25 protein-coding genes and 1 riboswitch are annotated in these 25,095 nt (G+C 47.7%); of the genes, 2 read left to right on the top strand and 23 right to left on the bottom strand.

The annotated features are described in order from the left end of the window. Positions 1 to 55: 55 nt before the first annotated feature. The 22 genes from atpG to MHB71_RS27905 all read right to left on the bottom strand — a co-directional run bounded on the left by atpG (position 56) and on the right by MHB71_RS27905 (position 22,399). Positions 56 to 928: an ATP synthase F1 subunit gamma gene (atpG, locus tag MHB71_RS28010; RefSeq protein ID WP_036612560.1), complete on the bottom strand. Its 873-nt coding sequence runs from the start codon at positions 926 to 928 to the stop codon at positions 56 to 58. A 210-nt stretch (positions 929 to 1,138) separates the two neighbouring features. Continuing rightward, positions 1,139 to 2,653 (bottom strand): F0F1 ATP synthase subunit alpha, encoded by a 1,515-nt coding sequence (gene atpA, locus MHB71_RS28005; protein WP_047840700.1) that lies wholly within the window; start codon positions 2,651 to 2,653, stop codon positions 1,139 to 1,141. A 16-nt stretch (positions 2,654 to 2,669) separates the two neighbouring features. After that, positions 2,670 to 3,218, bottom strand: a complete 549-nt coding sequence (locus MHB71_RS28000; RefSeq protein ID WP_036612565.1) for a F0F1 ATP synthase subunit delta — start codon at positions 3,216 to 3,218, stop codon at positions 2,670 to 2,672. Continuing rightward, a complete protein-coding gene (atpF, locus tag MHB71_RS27995; protein WP_211084047.1) occupies positions 3,215 to 3,703 on the bottom strand; it encodes a F0F1 ATP synthase subunit B in 489 nt (162 codons plus the stop codon). The genes MHB71_RS28000 and atpF overlap by 4 nt, the downstream gene beginning before the upstream one ends. A gap of 113 nt (positions 3,704 to 3,816) precedes the next feature. Continuing rightward, positions 3,817 to 4,041 (bottom strand): F0F1 ATP synthase subunit C, encoded by a 225-nt coding sequence (gene atpE / locus MHB71_RS27990; RefSeq protein WP_017691934.1) that lies wholly within the window; start codon positions 4,039 to 4,041, stop codon positions 3,817 to 3,819. Positions 4,042 to 4,119: 78 nt separating this feature from the next. Then, complete coding sequence (gene atpB / locus MHB71_RS27985; protein WP_017691933.1) at positions 4,120 to 4,938, bottom strand: F0F1 ATP synthase subunit A; 819 nt, start codon at positions 4,936 to 4,938, stop codon at positions 4,120 to 4,122. Between the two features lie 45 nt (positions 4,939 to 4,983). Continuing rightward, entirely contained in the window at positions 4,984 to 5,361 is a 378-nt protein-coding gene (locus tag MHB71_RS27980) for an ATP synthase subunit I (protein ID WP_017691932.1), read from the bottom strand. Then, positions 5,354 to 5,608, bottom strand: coding sequence for an AtpZ/AtpI family protein (locus MHB71_RS27975; RefSeq protein ID WP_017691931.1), 255 nt, complete (start codon positions 5,606 to 5,608; stop codon positions 5,354 to 5,356). Before MHB71_RS27975 ends, MHB71_RS27980 begins: the two co-directional genes overlap by 8 nt. A 185-nt stretch (positions 5,609 to 5,793) precedes the next feature. Next, entirely contained in the window at positions 5,794 to 6,951 is a 1,158-nt protein-coding gene (gene wecB, locus MHB71_RS27970) for a UDP-N-acetylglucosamine 2-epimerase (non-hydrolyzing) (RefSeq protein ID WP_036667768.1), read from the bottom strand. Between the two features lie 223 nt (positions 6,952 to 7,174). Continuing rightward, positions 7,175 to 7,804: a uracil phosphoribosyltransferase gene (gene upp / locus MHB71_RS27965; RefSeq protein ID WP_017691929.1), complete on the bottom strand. Its 630-nt coding sequence runs from the start codon at positions 7,802 to 7,804 to the stop codon at positions 7,175 to 7,177. Between the two features lie 429 nt (positions 7,805 to 8,233). After that, on the bottom strand, positions 8,234 to 9,481 hold the full coding sequence (gene glyA, locus MHB71_RS27960; RefSeq protein WP_164783303.1) for a serine hydroxymethyltransferase: 1,248 nt from the start codon (positions 9,479 to 9,481) through the stop codon (positions 8,234 to 8,236). A 234-nt stretch (positions 9,482 to 9,715) separates the two neighbouring features. After that, positions 9,716 to 10,309 carry a TIGR01440 family protein gene (locus tag MHB71_RS27955; RefSeq protein WP_340028241.1) on the bottom strand — a complete coding sequence of 198 codons (594 nt, stop codon included), beginning with the start codon at positions 10,307 to 10,309 and terminating at the stop codon, positions 9,716 to 9,718. A gap of 141 nt (positions 10,310 to 10,450) precedes the next feature. Beyond that, positions 10,451 to 10,532, bottom strand: a riboswitch (ZMP/ZTP riboswitch). Between the two features lie 96 nt (positions 10,533 to 10,628). After that, complete coding sequence (locus tag MHB71_RS27950) at positions 10,629 to 11,201, bottom strand: low molecular weight protein arginine phosphatase (RefSeq protein WP_036612575.1); 573 nt, start codon at positions 11,199 to 11,201, stop codon at positions 10,629 to 10,631. 58 nt (positions 11,202 to 11,259) lie between these two features. Beyond that, positions 11,260 to 11,820 (bottom strand): manganese efflux pump MntP family protein, encoded by a 561-nt coding sequence (locus tag MHB71_RS27945; RefSeq protein ID WP_076209792.1) that lies wholly within the window; start codon positions 11,818 to 11,820, stop codon positions 11,260 to 11,262. A 175-nt stretch (positions 11,821 to 11,995) separates the two neighbouring features. Then, positions 11,996 to 13,078, bottom strand: coding sequence for an L-threonylcarbamoyladenylate synthase (locus MHB71_RS27940; protein WP_340030235.1), 1,083 nt, complete (start codon positions 13,076 to 13,078; stop codon positions 11,996 to 11,998). A 560-nt stretch (positions 13,079 to 13,638) separates the two neighbouring features. Further along, the gene (gene spoIIR, locus MHB71_RS27935; protein ID WP_340028240.1) at positions 13,639 to 14,298 is read right to left on the bottom strand and encodes a stage II sporulation protein R; all 660 of its coding nucleotides are present in this window, start codon (positions 14,296 to 14,298) and stop codon (positions 13,639 to 13,641) included. A 925-nt stretch (positions 14,299 to 15,223) separates the two neighbouring features. Beyond that, positions 15,224 to 16,444, bottom strand: coding sequence for an FtsW/RodA/SpoVE family cell cycle protein (locus MHB71_RS27930; protein ID WP_047840705.1), 1,221 nt, complete (start codon positions 16,442 to 16,444; stop codon positions 15,224 to 15,226). 270 nt (positions 16,445 to 16,714) lie between these two features. Further along, a complete protein-coding gene (locus MHB71_RS27925) occupies positions 16,715 to 17,935 on the bottom strand; it encodes an FtsW/RodA/SpoVE family cell cycle protein (RefSeq protein ID WP_076254008.1) in 1,221 nt (406 codons plus the stop codon). An 85-nt stretch (positions 17,936 to 18,020) separates the two neighbouring features. Continuing rightward, complete coding sequence (gene prmC / locus MHB71_RS27920; RefSeq protein WP_340030234.1) at positions 18,021 to 18,905, bottom strand: peptide chain release factor N(5)-glutamine methyltransferase; 885 nt, start codon at positions 18,903 to 18,905, stop codon at positions 18,021 to 18,023. Between the two features lie 24 nt (positions 18,906 to 18,929). Beyond that, a complete protein-coding gene (gene prfA / locus MHB71_RS27915; RefSeq protein WP_017691918.1) occupies positions 18,930 to 19,997 on the bottom strand; it encodes a peptide chain release factor 1 in 1,068 nt (355 codons plus the stop codon). A gap of 638 nt (positions 19,998 to 20,635) precedes the next feature. After that, positions 20,636 to 21,736 (bottom strand): redox-regulated ATPase YchF, encoded by a 1,101-nt coding sequence (gene ychF / locus MHB71_RS27910; protein WP_340028239.1) that lies wholly within the window; start codon positions 21,734 to 21,736, stop codon positions 20,636 to 20,638. A 192-nt stretch (positions 21,737 to 21,928) separates the two neighbouring features. Next, positions 21,929 to 22,399, bottom strand: coding sequence for a GNAT family N-acetyltransferase (locus tag MHB71_RS27905; RefSeq protein ID WP_340028238.1), 471 nt, complete (start codon positions 22,397 to 22,399; stop codon positions 21,929 to 21,931). A 215-nt stretch (positions 22,400 to 22,614) separates the two neighbouring features. On the opposite strand from MHB71_RS27905, the gene MHB71_RS27900 reads away from it, so the two are divergent. Together MHB71_RS27900 and MHB71_RS27895 are read left to right on the top strand one after the other, a co-directional pair. Further along, the gene (locus MHB71_RS27900; RefSeq protein ID WP_340028237.1) at positions 22,615 to 23,049 is read left to right on the top strand and encodes a hypothetical protein; all 435 of its coding nucleotides are present in this window, start codon (positions 22,615 to 22,617) and stop codon (positions 23,047 to 23,049) included. A gap of 70 nt (positions 23,050 to 23,119) precedes the next feature. Beyond that, positions 23,120 to 23,572, top strand: a complete 453-nt coding sequence (locus MHB71_RS27895; RefSeq protein WP_340028236.1) for a hypothetical protein — start codon at positions 23,120 to 23,122, stop codon at positions 23,570 to 23,572. Between the two features lie 149 nt (positions 23,573 to 23,721). Here the strand turns inward: MHB71_RS27895 and fni are convergent, their stop codons facing one another. After that, complete coding sequence (gene fni / locus MHB71_RS27890; RefSeq protein ID WP_036612604.1) at positions 23,722 to 24,789, bottom strand: type 2 isopentenyl-diphosphate Delta-isomerase; 1,068 nt, start codon at positions 24,787 to 24,789, stop codon at positions 23,722 to 23,724. Positions 24,790 to 25,095 lie beyond the last annotated feature (306 nt).

The raw sequence follows: 25,095 nt of genomic DNA, 5'->3' as shown, positions 1-25,095 counted from the left end.
ATAATGTACCGTTCGTTTATCTTTGCTCTGCAAGCCTTCATTAATAAAAAAACGGTTAGCCTTGTGCTGCGTTGGCACCTGCCACAATTTCCGTAATCTCCTGCGTAATCGCCGCTTGACGGGCACGGTTGTATGTCAATGACAAGTCGTTAATGAGTTTGGATGCATTTTTGGTTGCATTACCCATTGCCGTCATTTTCGCGCCGAGCTCACTTGCCTTACCGTTCAGAAGTGCACCATAGATCAGCGTTTCCGCGTAACGCGGAAGCAAGACCTCAAGTACAGCTTCAGCAGACGGCTCGTATTCGTAGCTTGCCGTTGGTCCTTCCGCAGCAGTTACCTCAGGTGTTTCCATCGGAAGAAGTTTTTCTACCGTAGGAATCTGGGTCAACGCATTCACAAAGCGGTTATAACAAATGTACAATTCATCAAATTCAGCCAGTTCAAACCCATGAACAGCCTCGTGTGCGATGGATTTGATGTCTGCAAATGAAGGCGAATCCGACAGATCCGTTGTTGTGGATGCCATCGCAATTTCACGACGTCTGAAGTAATCGCGTCCTTTACGTCCAATGACGAACAATTCGTAGTCATCCTGGGAGTTGTGGCGTTCTTTGAGCGTCTGATTAACCTGACGCAAAACGTTCGCATTGTATCCACCTGCAAGACCACGGTCCGATGTAATGATCAGGTAAGCTGTCTTTTTGACCGGACGGCTCTCCAGCATCGGATGCTGTATACCTTGCGTGCTTGATGCAATACTAGCTACAACTTCTTTCAGTTTCTCCGAATAAGGACGGGCTGCTTCCGCTTTTTCCTGCGCTTTACGCAGTTTTGCAGCAGCTACCATCTCCATTGCTTTGGTGATCTGCTTGGTGCTTTGTACGCTTTTAATTTGCCGCTTAATTTCGCGCATGCCTTTTGCCATGATTTCACCACCTTAAAGTTTTGACAAAGTCAAAACTACATCGTAAGCACAACCCTACTTTGACGGGGTCAAAGTTACTTCGTAAGCATCACCACTAGTTTTGACAAAGTCAAAACTACATCGTAAGCATCATCTTTTTTTGACAGAGTCAAAGTATTACATGCAGACATGCGGAATCGGTTAGACAACTCCGCACCTGCAATCATTTATTTAGACAGAGACAGCAAAGCTCTTTCTGAACTTCTCAATTGCACCTTTCAGTGCATTTTCGTTGTCTGCAGTCAATTCTTTAGTATCACGGATGGATGCAAGAATCTCCGGATGGCTGCTCTCCATGAACGCGAGGAACTCACGCTCGAAACGAGTAACATCACCTGTTGGAATCTCATCCAGGAATCCTTTAACCGCAGTGTACAAGCTGACAACCTGTTGTTCTACAGGCAGAGGCTGGTTAACACCTTGCTTCAGGATTTCCATCATACGCGCACCACGATTCAGGCGGGCCTGAGTCGCTTTATCCAGATCGGAACCGAACTGGGAGAACGCTTGAAGCTCACGATATTGAGCGAGGTCGAGACGCAGGGAACCTGCAACCTTTTTCATCGCTTTGATCTGAGCAGAACCACCGACACGGGATACGGAAATACCTACGTTGATCGCCGGGCGTTGTCCAGCATTGAACAAGTCAGCTTCCAGGAAGATTTGTCCGTCCGTGATGGAGATTACGTTCGTTGGGATGTAAGCAGATACGTCGGAAGCTTGTGTTTCAATAAACGGCAGTGCGGTTAAAGAACCACCACCAAGTTCATCATTCAGCTTCGCAGCACGCTCCAGCAAACGGGAATGCAGGTAGAAGACGTCACCCGGATAAGCCTCACGGCCCGGTGGACGACGAAGCAACAAGGAAAGCTCACGATATGCAGAGGCTTGTTTGGTCAAGTCATCATAGATAACCAGAACGTGCTCGCCTTTGTACATGAAGTACTCACCCATCGAACAACCGGAATACGGTGCGATGTACAAGAGTGGTGATGGATCGGAAGCTGCTGCAGTTACAACGATTGTGTACTCCATTGCGCCTTTACGACGAAGAGTTTCCACAACTTGAGCAACCGTAGACTGTTTCTGACCAATAGCCACATAGATACACTTCATGCCGCTACCTTTTTGGTTCAGGATCGCATCAATCGCGATGGATGTTTTACCTGTTTGACGGTCACCGATGATCAACTCACGTTGTCCACGACCGATTGGAACCATTGCATCAATGGCTTTGATCCCTGTTTGCATCGGCTCATGAACCGATTTACGATCCATTACGCCTGGTGCTTTACCTTCAACCGGACGGAATTCCGTTGTAGCGATTGGCCCTTTGCCATCTACAGGAATACCGAGCGGGTTCACAACGCGTCCAATCAATGCTTCGCCTACAGGCACTTGCATGATTTGACCAGTACGTTTCACTTGGTCACCTTCACGAATATCGTAGTAAGGTCCCAGGATAACGACACCGACATTGCTTTCTTCGACGTTCATGGCGAGTCCCATAACACCGCTTGGGAATTCAACCAACTCGTTGGACATGACGTTCTCAAGTCCGTAAACACGAGCGATACCATCACCAACCTCGATTACCGTTCCGACTTCGACTACATCGATATCAGTCTTGTATTGTTCGATTTGGCTCTTAATTAATGTACTGATTTCTTCTGGTTTGATACTCAAGTGTCCTCACCCCAATCTACTGTACTCGTCTGTTAAAAGACTGCTCAAGACGTTCGAGCTTGCCAGCCAAGCTGCCGTCATAGATCGTATCGCCAATGGCGACTTTCAATCCGCCCAGCAGAGTCGGATCAACAATGTTCTCGATACGAATCTTTTTATTCACACGGCCACCGAATTCACGGGCTACCGCTTCTTTTTCTTCATCATTCAACGCATAAGTCGAATAGACACGCGCATCAGCGATGCCCAGCGACTCACCTTGGATCTTCCGATAATCATTCAGCAAGTCTCCCAGCAATTCAACGCGCCCGCGCTCAATCAACAACAAGACTGTACGAAGGACTGAATCGGATACCTTGCCATCAAGACTTGAGTGAATTACGTTCTGTTTGGCTTCATCAGAAATGTTAGGGGATACGATAAACTTCTCGATATCTGCATCTCCGGTCAATGCACTGACTACTGCAACCAGTTCCTGTTCAACCTCAAGCACCTGCTGTTGCTGAAGAGCAACTTCGAACAATGCTTTCGCATAACGCTTGGCAACTATCGTATCGCGGCTCATTGTCGGCCTCCTACCTCATTGAGGTATTGGTTCACAAGCTCTTCTTGTGCAGGACCGTTCTCAACTTCTTTTTTGATCAACTTGGATGCAATCTGAACGGAAGCTGTACCCAGTTCGCTGCGAAGTGCTGCGACTGCTTTGTTCTTCTCGCTCTCGATTTCGCGTACTGCATCGTCTTTCAGACGATTAGCTTCAGCTTTTGCATCAGCCAAAATCGATTCAGCTTGTTTGCCACCTGTTTGTTTGGACTGTTCAATGATGTCGTAAGCATCTTGACGTGCTTGCTCAAGAGCTTGTTTTTGTTCCTCCACATAGGCAATGGCCTGTTCCCGAGTCTGTGCAGCCTCATTCATCTGCGTCATCACGAGTTCACGACGTTTTTCCATAATGGAGAACAAAGGCCCGAAGGCATAACGGCTAAGCAGCCAATATAAAATTACAAATGCAATCATCGCAAGAAGCGTATTTTCCCATATGAAACTCAATCTGTTCACTCCTTCCTGGAGGTATCCTTAAAACGTCATCCGTTAGAACGGACATTACCTAAAAAGAAGGCGCGGATGGCTATGGCCTTCCCCGCCAAACCTTTAAAATTTGATTAAGCCATACCGTAGAACATGAACGCGAGTACCACACCGATGATCGGCAATACCTCGATCAAACCTACACCGATAAACATTGTTGTTTGAAGAGTGGATTTTGCTTCCGGTTGACGGGCAATACCTTCCACCGTTTTGCTGATTACCATACCGTTACCAATACCTGCGCCAAACGCGCCCAGTCCTGCAACAATTGCTGCTGCGATTAATGCCATTGCTCCCATTTGTATATCCTCCTTAAAATGATAAATCGAATTTTTTATTGTTCAGCCTGGTGAAGAAATCTTCGTAGGGCTTGAAACTTAATGCTCGTCATGCGTCTCGATGCTCTGTGAAATGTACACCATCATCAAGATAACAAACACAAATGCCTGGATCGCGCCGATAAAGATACTAAAGCCTTGCCACACCATAAGTAGCGGAATCGCTGCAATAGCACCAAACACTTTGAATGTGGTCAGTTTCAGGATCGTTGCGATCAGTACCTCACCTGCAAAGATATTCGCGAATAAACGCATACCGTGTGTCAACAGCTTGGATGCCGTCTCAATCAAGTTGATTGGCAAGAACAAGGCGAATGGCTTGAAGTAATGCTGGAGATACCCTTTGGTGTTACGGAACAATCCAAGTCCATGAGATACAAGGAACGCTACGAGAGCAAGTCCCATCGTTACAGACAAGTCGGCTGTTGGTGATTTCCACCAAGCCAGTTCAACGTGTGGGTGTGCTTCAGGGTCCTTGGCATGCGCTTTTTCAAACGCCTCCACCGCTGTAACAATCGGCTTACCGAATACCTGTGCCTGATTAACATCTGTTACCTCAGATACAGCCACGAGCGGAAGGCCGAGCATGTTCCCTACAAAAATGAACATAATCATGGAAAGAGCGAGAGAGATAAAATGTTTACCTTTCTTCATATCCATTGTACTGGAAATCAGATTGCGGACGAATTCTACTGCCCACTCCATAAAATTTTGCAGCTTGCCGGGATTTTCAACGGATAATCTCCGTGTTGCCAGTACAGCAAAAATAAAAACAATTGCACCTGTAACTACCAGCATCAACAGAACCGATAGATCCAGTCGAAATCCGCCAAGCATAATAATTGGAGCTTCATGCATATTTTTCTCACCCCTTTCTCGACTTGAAAGCTGCAGCCCTTAACATCATTCTGCTCTGCGGGAATAGACAATCCCTATAATCAATAAGGAATATTGTGCAATGACGAGACCGCCTGCAACCGCATATGTATTGAAGTACTGCGGAAAGCGCATCGATATGAATATACCGAGCACAGCGAATGCCGCTCTTGTCAAAAATCCCAAGTTGACACGCTTCAAGTTACCTTCTGCCGCATCATCAGACATTTTCCTTACTTTGTAGCCCAGGTAAAATGCATTGATCCAGCTAACTCCTGTACCCAGGGCCAGTCCCAAAGCAATTGTCTCCACACGTGGCATAAAGGCCGCTGCGAGAAAACAAATCATAAGAAAGTACATGACGAAAACAGTCATCGATCTGCGGTATCTGGTTAGTTCACTCATCACTTTCCCCCATGATTTTTTTCGCGATAAAGTAGATGCTTACACCGCCTGCCGCAAGAAAAAAGAGAACGCTTACGGCGATCCATATTCCGTTACCTCCGATGGTCTTGTCCAACCAGGAGCCAGCGTAATATCCGGCAACAGCGAGAATGGCAATCTCGATCCCAAAAGCTGTCACGAGTCCCATCGCTTTCCATACATTATCGTCATGGTTACGGGATGAATTTGGTTTGTTCGAATCGGCCATTTTCCACGCCACCCTTGCAATCCCAGTTAATTTTACTGAATGATGAGAGCCTTTGTCAATTGAATGATTTTAGCGTTTTAAAGGGGGAAACGACGGGAATACAGACCCTCAAAGCCCATAAACCCGCGTAAACCGTACAGTTTAACTGTATGCTTGCCCTTTATAAATCCGTCAGAAAAAATGTATTATTTTTTGAATTTTCTGTGAAATGATTCCGGACGCTCACTATTTACACCGAAATGATGCAAAATCGCATTGACAATTCTTTCCGAAGCATGTCCATCACCGTATGGATTGGCAGCCTGGCTCATGCTTGCATACAGGGTTTTGTCTGTAAGCAGAGCTTTGGTCCGTTCATACACACGTTCCTCTTCGGTACCTACCAATTCCAGCGTTCCGGCTTCAATACCTTCCGGGCGTTCTGTTGTATCGCGCAATACGAGCACAGGCACACCAAACGAAGGTGCTTCTTCCTGCAAACCGCCTGAATCGGTCAAAATCAAGTGAGTGTGCGGGTAAAAGTTATGCAAATCCACCACGTCTAGTGGATCAATTAATTGAATACGGGGATGATTCCCCAAGATCGCGTGAGCCGGCTCCTTCACAGCAGGACTTGGATGCACCGGGTACACGATGGCAATATCTTCGAATTCGTCGGCAATCCGTTTGACGGCCTGGAAAATGTTGCGGTGAGGCTCGCCTTGAGATTCACGGCGATGAGCTGTCATCAGCACTAGGCGTTTGCCTTGGGCCCAATCAAGTACCGGGTGTGTGTAGTCTTCCCGTACAGTATATTGAAACACATCTGTTACCGTGTTGCCTGTGACGTACGTACTAGACTCCGATTTATTTTCTTTGGCAAGATTGGAAGAAGACCAATCCGTAGGCGCAAAGTGTAGATCAGCCAGTACTCCCGTCAGCTGACGGTTCATCTCTTCCGGATATGGAGACAGCTTGTTCCACGTCCGCAGCCCCGCTTCCACATGTCCTACCTGAATCTGTTGCAAGAATGCTGCATAGCTCGCTACAAAGGTAGTTAATGTATCCCCGTGAACCAGTACAATATCCGGCTTAGCTTCGGCTAACACTGGCTCCAGACCGCCAAGCACACGAATTGTGATTTCATTCAATGTCTGACGGTCCTTCATCACATCCAGATCATAATCGGGATGAATGTCGAAAACTTCAAGTACCTGATCCAACATCTGGCGATGCTGCGCAGTTACGCAAACAATAGATTCAATAGACTCAGGGTGTTTCTGCAATTCCAAAATAAGCGGAGCCATCTTGATGGCTTCCGGACGCACCCCGAAGATCGTCATGACTTTAATTTTGTTGGACATTCGAGCAAAGCCCCTTTTCTATAAGTTCATGTTCAAAAAGTCCGGTTTTCAGTACCAAGAAGATGGAATGAAGGTAGAAATGGAGTAGCGGAGCGTAGGGAAAACTACGTGAGCCACGGACATTTCGGCTGAATTTCATATTCGATGCCGATGATGCCCTTGGGCATCCTTCGTAATCAAAATTGGACTTTTTGAACAACCTCTTACAAAGCATGCGATATGCTTATTTAGTGCCGTAAAGACGGTCTCCTGCATCTCCAAGCCCTGGAACGATATAACCATGATCGTCCAGACGGTCGTCCAATGCTGCTACATAGATGTCCACATCGGGATGTGCATCTTGCACAGCTTTTACGCCTTCCGGTGCCGCAACCAGGTTCATCATCTTGATTTGGGTACAGCCACGTTTTTTGAGCACGTCAATAGCTGCAATTGCCGAACCACCGGTTGCCAGCATCGGATCAATTACAATCAATTGACGCTCTGTTACGTCTGTAGGCAGTTTGGTGTAGTATTCTACCGGTTGCAGTGTTTCCGGGTCACGGAACAGACCCACATGTCCAACTTTTGCCGCTGGCAACAATTTCACAACGCCATCCAGCATTCCGAGTCCTGCGCGCAGAATCGGCACCAGTCCGAGCATACGTCCAGAGATGACTTTACCTTGTGTTGCAGCTACAGGTGTCTGTACATCAATCGTTTCCAGTTCAACATCTCTTGTAATCTCATAAGCCATCAACGTTGCTACTTCATCCACCAATTCACGAAAATCTTTCGTATTCGTACGCATGTCGCGTATAAACGTCAGTTTGTGTTGAATCAAAGGGTGATCACATATTACTAATTTTCCCATCTAATTTGTCCCTCCGGTAAGTTCTTCATGTTCAGCATTTCCAAATATACCTAGCCACCATTCATGGGCTCGATAAATCCTGTATATTATATCATCACCAACAACGAATTACACCATCAAAGGGCACCCAATCATTACAGATTACCGAATCCTATAAAAAACAGGACCGGAAAATGATCCATCCGGTCCTGTTTTGCTCCTGCTGTTATGTCGTTAAGAAAATGAAAATGATGAATACAATGGCACTCCGCCTACAGAATGATCCTTCGATCGCTGTTATCCCCAGATTTTTTTTATTCTCCTTTTAACAAGGGAAAAATCCGGAGATAAAGGCGAACGCTTCGCTTCTGCGGTCTCATTCTGTCTGCTTCGTTTTTTTGTATCCCATTTTAAGAACATCTCAAATACAAACAGCATGAGCAAAGTTTTTTAGTATTTAAGATCTGTATAGAGCGGGAATTGGTCTGTCAGTGCAGTCACTTCTGCACGGGCTTCATCCAGCTTCGCTGTATCTTTTGGATTTTTCAGCGTTTTAGCAATGATCTTACCAATAGCGACCATCGCTTCTTCGTTCATGCCACGGGAAGTTGCAGCAGGTGTACCAATTCGAATACCACTTGTTACAAACGGGCTTGTAGGGTCGAATGGAATGGCATTTTTGTTCACGGTAATACCGATGGAATCAAGCACATGCTCAGCTTCCTTACCTGTGATGTTCACACTGCGTGTGTCGATCAGCATCAAGTGGTTATCTGTACCACCGGATACGATGTTCAATCCTTCAGCGATCAGTGTTTCAGCCAGAACCTGTGCGTTTTTCACGACATTCTCAGCATACGTTTTGAACGATGGTTGCAAAGCTTCACCGAATGCTACCGCTTTGGAAGCGATCACGTGCATCAAAGGTCCACCTTGGGAACCTGGGAATACGGCTTTATCAATCGCTGCTGCCCACGCTTTGCGGCACAGAATCATACCACCACGAGGTCCACGCAGCGTTTTGTGTGTAGTTGTTGTTACGAAATGCGCATGTGGAACCGGGTTTGGATGCAAACCAGCAGCAACCAGTCCTGCGATGTGAGCCATGTCCACCATGAACAAAGCGCCTACATCATTGGCGATGGAAGCCAGCTTTTCAAAATCAATGGTACGCGGATATGCACTTGCACCTGCAACGATCAGACGAGGGCGGTGTTTGAAAGCCGCTTTGCGTACTTCATCATAATCAATCAGGAATGTATCTTCCTGTACGCCGTATGCTACAAAGTTGTACAGCAAACCAGATGCGTTAACCGGGCTACCGTGTGTGAGGTGTCCACCATGGGCAAGGTTCATACCAAGTACAGTATCACCAGGTTTCAACGCTGCAAGATAAACTGCCATGTTCGCTTGTGCACCGGAGTGAGGTTGAACATTCACGTGTTCTGCTCCGAACAATTCTTTTGCACGATCACGCGCGATGTCTTCAACGATGTCCACATGCTCACAACCGCCATAGTAACGTTTGCCTGGATATCCTTCAGCGTACTTGTTGGTCAGAACAGATCCCATTGCTTCGATTACTGCTTCACTTACGATGTTCTCGGATGCGATCAGTTCGATGTTGTTCTGTTGACGTTTCAGTTCAAGATTCATCGCTTCCAGTACTGCCGGGTCATTCTTGCGCAATTGTTCCATGATTAAATTCCTCCCAGGTATAAGTGAAGTTATAAAGCGAAACTACAGTGGTTACACTCCTGACTTCGATTGCATCACCATCTTCCGATCGCTGTTATCCCCGGATTTTTTCTGAACTCCCTTATAATAAGGGGAAAATCTGGGGATAAAGGCGAACACTTCGCTTCTTCAGATTGGTGTTGCACTCTCCGTTTTCGTGTAAAGTCTAATTTAGCTTTATATTGGTTGAAGATATCAGTCACAAAATGTCGAATCTGGTTGTTCTTCCACACGATACACCGCGCGTTCGCCGCCAATCAACTTCGGACGGGTCAACGCTGTGGTTACACGAGCATCTCCAACATAGCGGAGCGCTGTACGATAGGGTACGGCTACATGCCGGAGATGCATCCCAATCATCGTCTCCCCAATGTCAAGTCCCGCATGGGCCTGCACATGTTCAGCCAGGCATGGATCGGTCAGCGAACGATATGCTGCGGATGCCATTGAACCTCCGGCCTTGGGCACGGGTATAGCACCAACCTCGGTCAATCCAAGTCGAGTAAGCACAGAACGTTCCATTACCAGCGCACGGTTCAGATGCTCACAACATTGGAATACCGTGTCAAAACCGAACTCTTCCTGCACCTCGCGTATACCCGCAAGAAGCTGCTGTGCCACTTCAATGGCACCACTCGTACCAATCCGAGCGCCTGCGACTTCACTTGTGCTTGTACCGATCACAACGATCTGTCCAGGCCCAAGCTGTCCGGCAAGCGCCAGTTCATGCAGAATAGACGCGGTCTGTTCCTGCAATCCGGGTTGTTCCGAATCTAACTCTATAGTCATCCTATTATCGCCTCCCGATAAAATCATGCCCGCTGTCTCTTGGTTGTCCTTCGTATTCTTGCACGGCATCTCAGGTACTATTATAGCGAATAATCAGATGAAAGACGAAAAAAAGAGCAGTCTGCGGGTAACGCAGAATTGCTCTTTTGCCCAGGCGACCGGCCGTTTGTTCCGGTGCTCCATCGTGGTTATGCCCACTTCGTCGCCAGTTACACCGGATCCCTGTTTTCCCCTTCATCATAAAACAACCCGCGGCTAAAATCAACGGTTAATTTACATCACGTGTCCTATTTCTATAACCTGCCTCGCAGGATCAGAATTATCCCAGCTTATCCAAAAGCCGGTCCAATGCCGTCCGAATCTCAGCTGCAGCTATATTGTAATCATCACGACTTCCCCCAAACGGATCGGAGATGTCGAAACTTGGAATTCGTTGTCTAATCTCAATGGCTCGCTCACGCTCCGATGCCAGGATCTCTTGGCCAAGGGCACGTTTCATCTCAAGCGTTGCAAACAGGCTGTCCAACTCCTGAACATCACTTAATACCTGTTCATCATCCTCCACATATTCTTTCAATGTATAGGTTTTGTGGACTGAATCGGGAAAAACCTGCATGACATGTTGCTTATGACTCCGTGTTAATGTAAGAACCAGATCGGCCCAACCTACCAGGTTAGAGCTAAGCTGTGTGGAATGAGGTGGACCTTCAACGTTATGATCTCTCAAAACCGCTTCAGCATGTCGGGAGATCGGCATACCCGACGTTGCTGCCACACCTGCGGAGCGAACCTCTACCTGAATGCCACGCTCCGATGCCAATTTTCGCAAAAGCCCCTCTGCCATGGGGCTGCGGCACGTATTTCCTGTACACACGAATAAAATATGTTTCATTGTGTTAGCCTCCCCATTTTACATATGATGCGAATGATATGATATCTCAAGTTTTATTCTAAAATATAAACAAAAGTCCAAACGCAAGCAAGATTGCGCCACCAATTGCTTCGCCGTAATCCCCGAGATTCTGGCTCACCCGACGGCCTAATAGCAGACCCATAACCGACATCACCCCGCCACACACACCGAAAGCAAGTACAGTTAAGATCAGATCACTGCTGAACATCCCTAAGGATACGCCAACGGAGAATGAATCCACACTTACGCTGAGGGAGAACAAAACAACGCCGAGCAGGGAACGGTGGTCCACCAGCTTTGTATCGCCTTCACGGAATGCATTCAGAATCATATGAGCACCCAGCAAAACAAGCAATCCACCTGCCGCATACGTCGTAATGTCACCGAGCAGGGAGCTAACGTATTTGCCCATATACATGCCGATGAGCGGCATGATGATATGAAATAGCGCCGTTACAATACTGATTCGCAATACATCCCGCAGCCGAATGCCCTTCATGCCAATTCCGATCCCGAGTGAGAACGCATCGAGGCCAAGCGCAATAGCCATGATCAAAATGGTTACCAACTGCCCTACATGGGCAGACACATCCCACATCCCCATACCCCCAAGTCACGTAAAGGTTCTTGTACACGATATGCGGACAAGGACCTAAACATGACCGATGAAAGGCAAACGGCGACGGATGTCTGGTCAGTTGCTGGCTTTATAGAATCTTGATTTTGTTTTGGAAAAAGAGTGATTACTCTCCTGACTGTATGATCAGGAGAGGTTATAAGGGGCGCTGGTTGCCAACTTGTATGAGTTGGTTCCCCGCAGCCTTGAGCAGCCGATTCATGACGGCTGCTCCCAGCCCTTCGCGTGAGCAGGCTTCAGCCACAATATATGTGGCGCCTTGCTCATCGCAGCTGCGCAGCGCGGCGTATAGCCGGCGCGCTGCTTCTTCCAGCTCGCTGGCGTCACCCAGCGAGAACACGGCATCGGCGCGGTACTGCTCCGCGTGCTCGGCGAACGCCAGCACAGCGGTGCGCTCTCCGCGCTGCGCCGCCTCTGCGAGGGCGGCGCTGATCCAGGTCGCCACCGCTGCGGGCGGCCCCTCTACCACGCACAGCGCCCCTGCGGGCGCGTAGTGCGTGTACTTCATGCCCGGCGAGCGCGGCGCCGGGCTACCCACGCCATCGGCCCCCTCCGCGAGTAGCGCGGGGTCCGTGGCGACACGGGCGGCAACGGCGGACAGTTGTTCCGCCGTAATGCCGCCAGGACGCAGGATGGTGACGGTACCGTCGTCACCGACCTGCACAACCGTGGACTCGACGCCCACCCCGGTGGGGCCGCCGTCCACAATGCCGCCGATGCGGCCATCCAGATCCTCGCGTACATGAGACGCGAGTGTCGGGCTTGGCCGCCCGGAGCGGTTGGCGCTTGGCGCAGCTACAGGGCATGCCGCCGCCGCGATTAACTGCAAAGCCACCGGGTGGTCCGGCATGCGCACGGCCACCGTGTCCAGACCGGCGGTGACACGTGGGGACACCGCCCCCGGCCTAACCGGCAGCACCAGCGTCAGTGGTCCCGGCCAGAAGGCCGCCATCAGCGCTTCCGCCGTTTCATTCACTTCCGTGACCAGCGAATCCAACTGGTCACGGTGCGCGATATGCACAATCAGTGGATTGTCGGAAGGTCGGCCTTTGGCGACAAATACAGCCTCCACGGCTGCTGTGCTACGCGCATCGGCACCCAAGCCATAGACCGTCTCGGTCGGAAAGGCCACCGTCTGACCTTGACGAATGCAGGCTGCGGCAGCCTGCAAGTCGGCGAGCGCCTGTTGATCGGCGCTCCCCTTTTTCACATCCAACATTTCAATATTACCCAATCCGTGATCGTTCTCAGCGCTCACCAAGACGCGTACATCCCACATCTCAGTGACCAGCTCTCCCGGAGCTTTCATATCACGTTCTTCTCTATCATCCCTCATCTCAGAGGTGTGTTGCACTGGTTCGTTTTCTCTGCTCATATATCATCATTCCTAAACTTCAAGTAGGTTAGTTCATATCCATATTCAATATAAGAGGTTGTTCAAAAAGTACGCTTTTGATTACGATAGATGCCTAGCGGCATCATCAACGTCGAATATGAAATTCAGCCGAAATAAGCGGGGGCTTACGAAGTATGTTTCCGAAGGAAACATTTTGGTTGCTCACGTAGTTTGCCTACGCTCCGCTACTCCATTTCTAGCTTCATTCCATCTTCTTGGTACTGAAAACCAGACTTTTTGAACACGCGCACTATAAGTAATTATAACATACCTGTCCCAACTCGGATGCCCTTCAAACTTCGCCCGGAAATTCACCACTAATTCATATTAAAAGGGCAGCTCCCTGAATCGAAGTCGCCCTCTACTATATTATAAATACGTTGTTATGAGAACAATCCAGTTACCCAACTCCATAGTTTCACAGCCATATCCCACAGAAAGAATCTCGCTTCCGGTGTGTCTCCCTGCACAGATGCCTCGGCATCTCCTGGTTCAGTTGCTGCGGCTGATACGGTTGAAGGTTTCGCCAGTGCATCCCCGGTCCCTGCATCAATGAAGCACAACGGCGGGAACAACACACACCACCAGTTCTGACCTTTTCCTTCGCCCAGCGTAATCCGAACCGCTTCATAATCTCCGGCAGGATACACAGTGCCACCATATAGTTTGGTCGGGAACGGAACGGAACCCAGCTCCACCTGATACTCATAATTTAAACCGCGACTGGCCAGCTCTTCTCCTACTCTATTCTCAATCTCGGACAAATGCTCACGAATAACCTTGCGCGCTTCATCCAGACTTTGCGGATTCTCCAGTTCGGCTACCCACTCGCCCATCTGAGCAACGACAGCATCCCGAATCTCACGTTTCACCAATTGATCTCCCGGTGCATCCGAGTTTGCTAGAATACGCAAGCGAATCGATTGTTCCGGAATTGCTGTGGCCGCCACAGCTGCATCCGTTTTCTGACCTTCCCACATCATGATAATCAACATAAGACATACAATAATAAGTCCAATTTGCTTTACAATTCTTCTGCTCATTCCGTTCTCCCCCTCGGCTCTCTGATCACGTTGCCTGCAACTCTCTCATGTCTATCAGTATGCCCGGTAGAGAAGGAAGTAAACCTAGCATTTGTAATAAATCTACTAGAGGTTGTTCAAAAAGTCTGCTTTTGATTACGAAGGATGCCCAGCTGCATCATCAACGTCGAATATCAAATTCAGCCGAAATAAGCGGGAGCCTTACGGAGTATGTTTACCAAAGAACCATTTTGATTGCTCACGTAGTTTATCCTACGCTCCACTACTCCATTTCTAGCCTCATCCCATCTTCTCGGTACTGAAAACCCAACTTTTTGAACACGTACTACTAGAATGTGTGGTTAAACCCAGGCAAGTTATACGATGACAAAATGTCAGCGTCCAAAAAGCCTTGAAGACTGTACTGGCTGACCCTAGGCGAATGACTCTCGCGAGTGACCAGTCGATGTTCTAAAGAACCGAGGACGTCTTATTTGCCCTTCAGGTATTCTTTTGAAATTGTAAGGAACATGAGGCACGTTATTCCCCAAAGTTATCTGATCAACACGCTACAGAAGGCTGTTTATGCTGATATAACGTGTCTCAGATTCCTTAGTTTTCTCCAGACACTTCAAATCCCCGAATAAGACGTGTGTGGTTCGTTAGCTCCTAACACCACCTAACTCTTAACTCCTAACAGCTGGCACCTGAAGCTCCACACAATGCTCAACACTCTATTTCCAACTCTTTCAGGTTCGCCTCAGCCTACAGCAGGCTCGAAGACACCTATGCATTGCTTCTTTCATCTCTCATTCACACTTTCTCACCCATCATGTTAAAAAGGCTGATCCGCACCTGGTTACAGGGCAAATCAACCTCTTCATTCCTATAAACGATCACGTTATACGTCTCACCGCTTTACTTTTCACCTACACCGACTCAACAGTTACACAGCACTTTTCTCTTTCTTGAGCATATTCCATAAACGTTCCGACAACCGGGGTTGCTGCTCTCCCATCAGAAGTTCATCCTCCTCTTCTTGCCCGTACAACTTAATGCTCATGACTACACCGATGCAAGCCATATTAATAAGCAAAGAGGTGCCGCCGTAACTGATGAACGGTAACGTAATACCTGTGAGTGGCATCAGTCCGAGGAACGCCCCCACGTTCTCAAACACCTGATACAACAACATTCCGATAATACCTACAATGATGACGGGTCCCGCGCGATCTCTACATGCCAGAGCAATCAGCACCATGCGGTGGATCAGGATAAAGTACAACAGAATCAGTACGGATGCACCAACAAACCCAAACTCCTCTGCGATCACAACAAAAATGGAATCAGAATACGTATAGGGGACTCGTCCACTCTGAACGGATGTTCCTTGCAAATAACCTTTGCCGATGATGCCCCCTGAACCGATGGCTAAACCTGCATTTTTCGTATGCCAGGAAGCCTTTGAGGTAGCCTTTTCCGGTACAAGCCAGGGATCAATCCGCTCCGCCCAATGCTCACGTTTTATCTTCTCAAGAAAAGTGAATACTTCATCATGGTAGAAGGTATAGGCTTTGACAAAACCAAAGAACGCCACTCCCACAATCGCCAGTGCAATCAATGCGTGCTTCAGCCTCATATTCCCGATCCAGAATACCGCAGCCAGAATCACCACATACCCCAGCGCATTCCCCAAATCATTCTGAGCCATAACAAGGGCAAACGGAATAAACGCCCAACAGCCAATCGGCACAATATCTCTCCAAAATTTCAGCGTGCCTCGTTGTCTCTTCACGATCAAATGGGCGAGAAACAAAATCAGAATCATCTTGAACAACTCTGCCGGTTGAAAAGAAAAGTTTTCGCCCAGCTTCAGCCAACCGTTGGCGTTATTGATTGAACTTCCCAGGACATTGGCCAAGATCAGTAGTATGATCCCCAAGCCATACAAATAAAACGCATATTTCACGTATAACTTATAATTTACAAGCCCGATCACAAGCACCGCAATGAACCCGGCCACATAGAAATACATCGTTTTGACATGATGATTCGCCAAGTTGGCATCTGTCTGCGTTCCGCTATAAATCGCAAATACACTAATAATCATGAGCAACAGCATTACAAAAAGAATAACACCGTCCATCTTTTTCAACATTCTCAACATGACTCTGTCCATCCCCCTGAAATCTAGCATTCTATGATTTCCAATTGAACTCAATATTACCATTGTATATAATTGGATAATAAAATGGAAATCAGGGTCGTTTCAGGTTAAAAAACGAACTATTCAACGGCCTGAATTACGCCGTAAAAACAATAAAAACCCCAAAACATCCACCCAATGTAACTTGGGTTGGTCTGTTCCAGGGTTCTATAGTTATCTAGCTTATATACATAAATCTGACGTGCTATTTCACGGTTTGACTCAGAAACGTTATTGCTCCTGCTGGGACGGCTTGCGTCTTAGCAATTTTCTCACCAGATCCGTAATACTCGGTTGTTCCGCAGAGCCAAGAATATCCTCATTCTCTTCCGTGTGGACCTTAATACTCATCACAAGACCCATGCTGATCATGTTGATCATAATGGAGGTACCACCCGAACTGATAAACGGCAGCGTAATCCCTGTCAACGGCATCAGACCAATGAATGGACCAATATTAACAAAGATCTGGTAAAGCAGCATCGCTATGATCCCAACAATGAGATAAGGCCCCGCGCGATCCTTACACTCCAGTGCAATCAGCACCAGCCTGTGAATCAGGATAAAGTACAGGAGAAGCAGTACCGAGGCACCGATGAAACCAAATTCTTCCCCAATCTGCACAAAGATGGAGTCAGCATAGGCCAGCGGCACCCGATTTGACTGAATCGTCGTGCCTTCCATATAACCTTTGCCTGTAATCCCACCAGAACCAATTGCAAGCTTTGCATTATACGTCTGCCAGAGTACATCTCTTGAGGTCAGCTCTGGTACAAGCCAAGGATCAAAACGATCCGCCCAGTGCGAACGTCCAATGTCATTCAGGAATTTAACAATCTCATCATGGTAATGAATATACGCCTGTGTACCACCGATAAAAGCAGCCACTGCGATCATAAAGCCAATGAGGGCATGCGTAAATTTAATGTTACCAATCCACAGTAGGCCCACAAGAATGACTACATAGCTTAATGCATTTCCCAAGTCATTTTGAAGCAATACGAGTAGTAACGGCGGCAGAACACAGAGCGAAATCGGAATAACGTCACGTCCAAAATAGAGCGGACGGTTCTTCTTTCGGGCCAAAAAGGCCGATAAAAACACAATCAGGCATAACTTGAACAATTCAGCAGGTTGCAAACTGACCCCGAAGATGGACAGCCAACCTTTTGCACCATAATACTCCTTACCAAAGAACATAACGAATATGAGCAGGAGCATCCCCACGCCATAGATATATAAATAATTTTTGATTATGAATTTATAGTTGATCATCGACATCCCAAAAAAGACTACGAAGCCCAAAATATAAAAGATCACTGCGCTTTTCGGGAGTCCCTCCAGCTTTGGACGACCAAACGTTGTACTGTAAATCGATAAAATACTGATACCCATCAGAATAACGAGTATAAAGACAATAGAATAGTCTATCTTTTTAAATTTGTGCAGCATGTAATTATGTTCCCCCAAGCATTCAGAAATCTTCGGTATATCTCATTGTAGAGGATTTCACGGCAAAAAGAAAACCCGCGGAACCTTACATTTTCGTCACCTGTTCCGAAGTACGAACACCCAGGACATGCCGCTCGATTCCGGCAAGGTCCGGTACAATGATAATTTCCGGCCAATGTCCCGCCGTTTCAAGCAAAGCTGCGATGTCGCGAGCCTGCCCTTGGCCCAGCTCAAAACCAATGATCTGCGGCGGCGCAGGCAACAGCGCCAACTGCTCCAGCATGATACGGTACGGTGCAAGCCCGTCCGGACCGCCGTCCAATGCCATGCGCGGCTCATGATCGCGCACCTCTTGCTGTAACCCGGCGATATCAGCCGCCGGGATGTATGGCGGGTTGGACACCAGGATGTCCACCCGTGCCCCGGCGAACGGGGCCAGCAGATCGCCTTCACGGAAGTCGATCTGTACGCCGTTCGCGGCCGCGTTCCGCGCGGCCACTTGCAGGGCAGCCGCCGAGAGATCCCCGGCGCCTACCTGCCAGCGCGGGCGCAGTGAAGCCATCGTCACCGCGATGGCACCACTGCCCGTGCCAATATCGACGGCGAGCGGAGCGCCGTCAGGAAACACGCGGTCGGCTTCGCGCAGCACAGCCTCGACCAACAGCTCAGTCTCCGGCCGCGGAATCAGTACGGCCGGCGTGACCTCGAACGGCAGCCCATAGAATTCCTGGCTGCCGATAATGTATTGCGCCGGCTCACCCGCAGCCTTGCGCGTGACGGCGTCCTCCCAGCTGCTGCGATGCTCGCTGGGAAAAGGCTCCGGCTGCATCATGTAATACGCGGCGCCATAAACGCCGAGTACATGTTCCAACAGCAGCCGGGCATTGTTTTGCGGCTCGTACACGCCGCACTTCTCCAAAAAAGAGGAAGCCTCAACGAAGGCTTCCCGACAGCTCTGTTCCAGCGTCATGACAAACTGCGCGCGGGTCACAGATTATTCTCCTCTATCCATCAACTCGGTCTGCTGAGCAATCGTCAGTGCAGACAAGATATCTTCAATCTCCCCGTTCATGATCTGATCCAGCTTGTGCATCGTCAGACCGATACGGTGATCCGTCACACGGCTTTGCGGGAAGTTGTACGTACGAATACGCTCACTACGGTCGCCCGTTCCCACTTTACTTTTCCGCTCAACAGAGATCTTTGCTTCCTCTTCCATACGTTTCATATCGAAAATACGTGTACGCAGAACCTGCAACGCTTTTTCCTTGTTGGAGTTCTGTGATTTTCCATCCTGACATGTCGCCACAATTCCCGTTGGAACGTGCGTTACCCGTACTGCGGATTTCGTCGTATTAACCGATTGTCCACCGGCACCACTGGAACAGAACGTATCAACACGGATGTCTTTGTCATGAATTTCAATATCAAAATCTTCGGCTTCAGGCATAACCGCAACCGTTGAAGTTGACGTATGAATACGTCCGCCGGATTCAGTTGTTGGAATACGCTGCACACGGTGTGCGCCGCTTTCGTATTTCATTTTGCTGTAAGCGCCGCGTCCGTTGATCAGGAAAACAACCTCTTTGAATCCACCGAGATCATTTGTGTTAACGTCCATCAGCTCTACACGCCAGCCTTGTGCATCTGCATAACGTGTGTACATCCGATACAGATCTGCTGCAAACAACGCTGCTTCATCTCCACCAGCTGCTCCGCGAATCTCAACAATAACGTTTTTGTCGTCATTCGGATCTTTTGGCAGCATGAGTACACGAATCAATTCGTCCAATTCCTTCTGGCGAGTGCTCAGTTCGTCAATTTCCATTTTGACCATTTCGCGCATCTCATCATCCAGTTTCTCACCCTGCATTTCCTTGGCAGCTTCGAGATCCTGACTTACCTGTTTGTATTCATTGTACGCTTCATAAGTTGGTTGCAGATCGGATTGTTCTTTGGAGTATTCCCGCAACTTTTTGTTGTCACTTGCCACATCCGGGTCACACAAAAGCTCGCTCAACTTGTCATAACGGTCGGCTAACGCCTGTAATTTATCCAACATGTATAGTCACCTCACACATTATTTTGTCCATGCAAATATCGTTTTTAATAATTATTTCGGTTTCATTATTCATAACATCTATAATCTATATTCCACAACGCACAGGATTCTCACCGAATCCCCTGACTGCAGCATGTATTCACATTCCTGTATGATCGACGTATAACATCGCTACAACGTCATCAAATCCTTTACTTTTAAAGTGAAATCAAGAAATCGCGTACCCTGTATGAAACTCGCTTAAGCTCATCTGTTCAAGCGCGAATTTTAACGTGGTATACGACTCTTAATTATAGCATATTCTTATGGTTCTGAATAGTAACTGTTCCGCATGCGGATGAACTAATTTTTGGTGCTGCGAAATACAAAATGAAATTGTTGTTCGATGTTGTTCCGAAATGTAAAATAAACAAAAGCCACGATGCGCTAACATCGTGACTTCTCTAACAAAGGCCGGTGGGCGACCACGGCGAATTTCAATCAAACGAATGAAAAACCACCGGATTGCAAGGCGACCAACCTAATCCCAATGTTTTTTCTTGTTCCTCATCTGCAAAACTCTAAGTCAAAGACCCCACGAACTTCACGAGAAGGTCGCAGGGTCATGTTATTGAATCTACATATAAACGTGTAACAACCTATACGTTGAAACGGAAGTGCATAACGTCACCGTCATTTACAACGTACTCTTTACCTTCAAGACGAAGTTGTCCGCGCTCTTTGGCACCGTTCATGGAACCCGCTGAAACCAGATCGTCGTAGGAAACCACTTCTGCACGGATGAATCCACGTTCGAAGTCGGTGTGAATGACACCCGCTGCGCCAGGTGCTTTGGTACCTTTACGGATTGTCCACGCACGAACTTCCTGCACACCTGCTGTGAAGTATGTGTACAGACCGAGCAATTTGTAAGCCGCTTTGATCAACAGGTTCAGACCGGAATCCTCGATACCGAGTTCTTCCAGGAACATTTGTTTATCTTCGCCTTCCAGCTCAGAAATCTCTTCTTCAACCTTTGCACTGATCGGCACCACTTCTGCGTTTTCAGCAGCTGCGAATTCTCTTACTTTTTGCACGTAAGCATTGTTCGCCACGTCGCCGATTTCGTCCTCAGCTACATTGGCTGCGTACAGAACAGGCTTCAGGGTAAGCAAGTGCAGATCGCGCACGATCAGAAGCTCATCATCCGTAAGTTCCATGCTACGTGCCGGCTTGTCATCGTACAGAACAGCCTTCACTCTCTCCAATACTTCTACTTCTTGAGAGGCAGTCTTGTTGCCGCCCTTCATGTTTTTCTTGGAGCGATCGATTTTCTTCTCAACACTCTCGATATCGGCCAGGATCAGCTCCAGATTGATTGTCTGGATGTCGCTTACCGGGTCAATTTTGCCATCGACGTGTGTAATGTTCTCATCTACAAAGCAACGTACCACGTGTACAATCGCATCTACCTCACGAATGTGGGCAAGGAACTTGTTACCGAGACCTTCGCCTTTGCTCGCACCGCGAACAAGACCAGCGATATCTACAAACTCAAACGCCGTTGGTACTGTTTTCTTAGGTACAACGAGTTCTGTCAGTTTGTCCAGACGCTCATCTGGTACTTCAACGATCCCCACGTTAGGGTCAATTGTACAGAACGGATAGTTTGCCGATTCGGCACCTGCTTGTGTAATTGCGTTAAACAACGTAGATTTTCCGACGTTCGGAAGCCCTACAATTCCTGCTTTCAAAGCCATGTATATGACAACTCCTCATTGATTACTTGTTCGGTATGGATAATCCTATACATTATATATGACAAACCTCAAGGCATCAAGGAACTTCGCCAATTCGACCAGAGTCCCTTCCGCTTCCCGAAATCCCCAGTTAATGCTGATAATTCGTTTTGCGCAGATCTTAAGTTTGGCCTATATTATCCGTTTTTAGATTTACCCTCTGATTTCCTTGTACATCGTCAGGTCCGTTACCTCATATCCCATCTTGCGATACAGGCTGCTCGCCCGCACATTATGTCCAAACACATGCAAACCAATGCGATCCACGCCAAGACTCAAGGCCGTCTGTTCAAGCGCCTGCATCGTCTCTGTTCCGTATCCCTTACCACGGTGTGCTTCTTCAACCACAATATCCAGCAAAAAAGCATCTTTTCCACGACGATTATCCGTGATATTAAACCAGATATACCCTACATTGCCGTCCACAGGATGCACCAGATTGTAGAGATACGCTCCGGGTGTGTTCAAGCCTTCTGGCAGATAACGTTCATAAGATTCCTCCGCCAGTTGCTGTGCCTCTTCCTCAGCCCAGGTACCCGCTTCTACTTTTTCTTCTGCAAAATCCTTAATCGATCGAATGCGAAAACTCGCATAATCTTCCTGATTCATTGGAGAAAGTTCCAAGTTATTCCCCTCCTTATTTCGAGTGATCTTGATTATGTATGATCTCTGTGCAGCCCTTTTTGCACTACTAGTATCTTATTGTATCCTTTTCTCCTATTAAGCGCATGAAGTTATTCTGACGATTCGAACTTCAATTTTCATATTCATCCATTTTATTTATAACTTTTGATCTCTTCCCATCGTTTATACCTCATGAAGGAAAGGAGTGGATCATATTGAACACACGTCGCCGATTCTCCAAAAAGAAAACAATTATCTTATCCGCTATCATACTCGGAATCGCCATAGTCGCTTTTATGAGCTTTCTGAATGCAGTGGATCCCTTTCGCCACTTAAGGATCACGATCTACAATCAGTCCGACTATGACCTCACCCATATTCAGGCTAGTCTAGTTCAAGGCGACAACTCATTTAACAACAATGAGAGTGGCTCCATCTACATATTCAAAAAAGATATTCCCAGCGGAGCAAACGTGAAATTCGCTCCGCAGCTGAAACGTTCCGGGGAGGGGGCCGTCTCCTTGGCGTTTACGGACAGCCGCGGAAAAACCTATAACAAAACAGTTTGCGGTTATACCGAATACTTGTCCGGCAATTCCTACGTCACTGTAACCAATGAGAATGTCACCGTGAAAGAGGAATGTATGTAATAATTCGACAACACGATCATGTAAGTAATTGAAACATTATTACATAACACTGAATAAGGAGGAAATTACATTGTTATTCAACATAATTTTAGGTGCAGGCGTAGCTTTGTCCATATTACTTTCTGCACATCCAGCTAGTGCTGTTGATTTAGAGGATAGAGTGCAAGATGCTCTCACTACTTCTCCAATCACTATGGAGAACACTGAGGATTCGATTATCAATCCAATGGATGTACAGCTTATCAGACCATTCAATTACAGCAGTTACAATGCGTACGAAAAATCATTCACATTGGTTCCTGACAATGGGGAAGATGCAGATGTTTGGATTCAAAACAATAGTACGGATACTATTTATGCCAAACTTACTGTGGGCAATCTTTCCTCCATTGATATTCCAATCAAGAAAGGGACTCAAAAAACAACAAGAATAGGTGTCATAGGCACAACAAACGTCAAAGTTTATATCTATAGTTCAACAGGTCATAAAATGGATATGAATATCAGCGCCCGACAATTTTAATATTATAAATAGTGTAGAGGATACTTCTTAATGAAGTATCCTCTACACTATTTTTGTTCCAGATTATATAGAAGCAATACGAGTAGACTCAAAATATATAATTAAATAACTCCTAATGAAGTTTATATCATCTTCATTTCAACCCCGGTCTAACGCCGTTCCACCAGACGTGACGTCTGCTTCAAATCCTCAATCCGACCTGCGCCAATACCAAACATCACGGTACGAAGTTCAAACTCAACCTGTTCCAGCCGCTCATTCAGCGCATCATCGGAAGCTACTGCGGATTCGAGCAGAGATCGACCGAAACCAGCGAGATCTGCACCGAGCGCGAGGGCTTTGGCCGCATCCACGCCAGTGTACAGTCCACCGCTGCCAATCAGGGAACCAGTAGGATTCAGCGCTCGTACTTCCTGAATACATTCCGCTGTCGGAATACCCCAGTCGGCAAAAGCTTCAGCTGCGGCTCGGCGTACCGGGTTATTGTTGCGGTACTTCTCCACCTGTACCCAGCTTGTACCTCCAGCCCCGGCCACATCGATAAACGCGACACCTGCTTCATATAGGCGTTGAGCCGTCACACCATCGATGCCAAAACCTACTTCTTTCACACCAACAGGTACGTCTAGCTCACGACACAAGTTTTCAATCCGTTGAAATAATCCACTGAAGTTGGTGTTACCTTCCGGCTGGAAAACTTCCTGCAAGGTGTTCAGGTGAAGCACGAGCATGTCCGCACCCGCAATATCTACAGCACGCTGGAAATCAGCCGTGGTGAACCCATAGTTCAGCTGCACCGCGCCCAGGTTGGCAATGACCGGGATGTCCGGTGCCCAGCGCCGCACATCGAAGGTACTTGCCAGTTCTGGCTGTTCCACGGCAGCCCGGATCGAACCTACGCCAAGTGCCCAGCCTCTGGCGTTTGCTACTCGGGCGAGGCGCTCATTGATGGCGCCCGTTGTTTTGCTTCCACCCGTCATCGAACTGATGAGCAAGGGTGTACGTACTTTTTTGCCAATAAACGAAGTTTCCAGATGCACCTCTTCAAAATCCAGTTCCGGCAGTGGGTGATGGCGAAACGCAAACCGCTCCATACCGCTGGTTACCCCTTCTCCTGCCACATTCTCCTCAAGACAGAGGCGCACGTGCTCTAGCTTCCGTTCTCCCGTAGCCACTTCGGGAAGCAGCCGTTCGCCGGCTCGCTCTTGTTCATTCATGATGAGACCTCCTATGTGAGAATCGCGCGGATCGACAGGATAACCTGCCCGTTCCTTACTTCTATGTATACACGTCTTTTGCAAAAGACAAAAACATTAATCCTATAAGCATTGCAGCTCAGCAGTTTAACTCTATCCAGTATAACGTTCCAAACCGGCTATTGAAAGGATGCCCCGACACCAAATGTCTCACTTAAATCCCGGAGCACCACTATCTCATCCTACTCAACAGCACGGATCATCTGTCGCATCTTCGAAGCTGGTTAGCAGAGACGATACACACGCACATGGATCAACAAAACACAT

It is taken from the genome of Paenibacillus sp. FSL H7-0940 (assembly GCF_037979415.1).
GTDB lineage: Bacteria > Bacillota > Bacilli > Paenibacillales > Paenibacillaceae > Paenibacillus > Paenibacillus amylolyticus.
The sequence above is the reverse complement of the archived record's forward strand: the minus strand, read 5'-3'. Positions and strand labels throughout refer to the sequence as shown.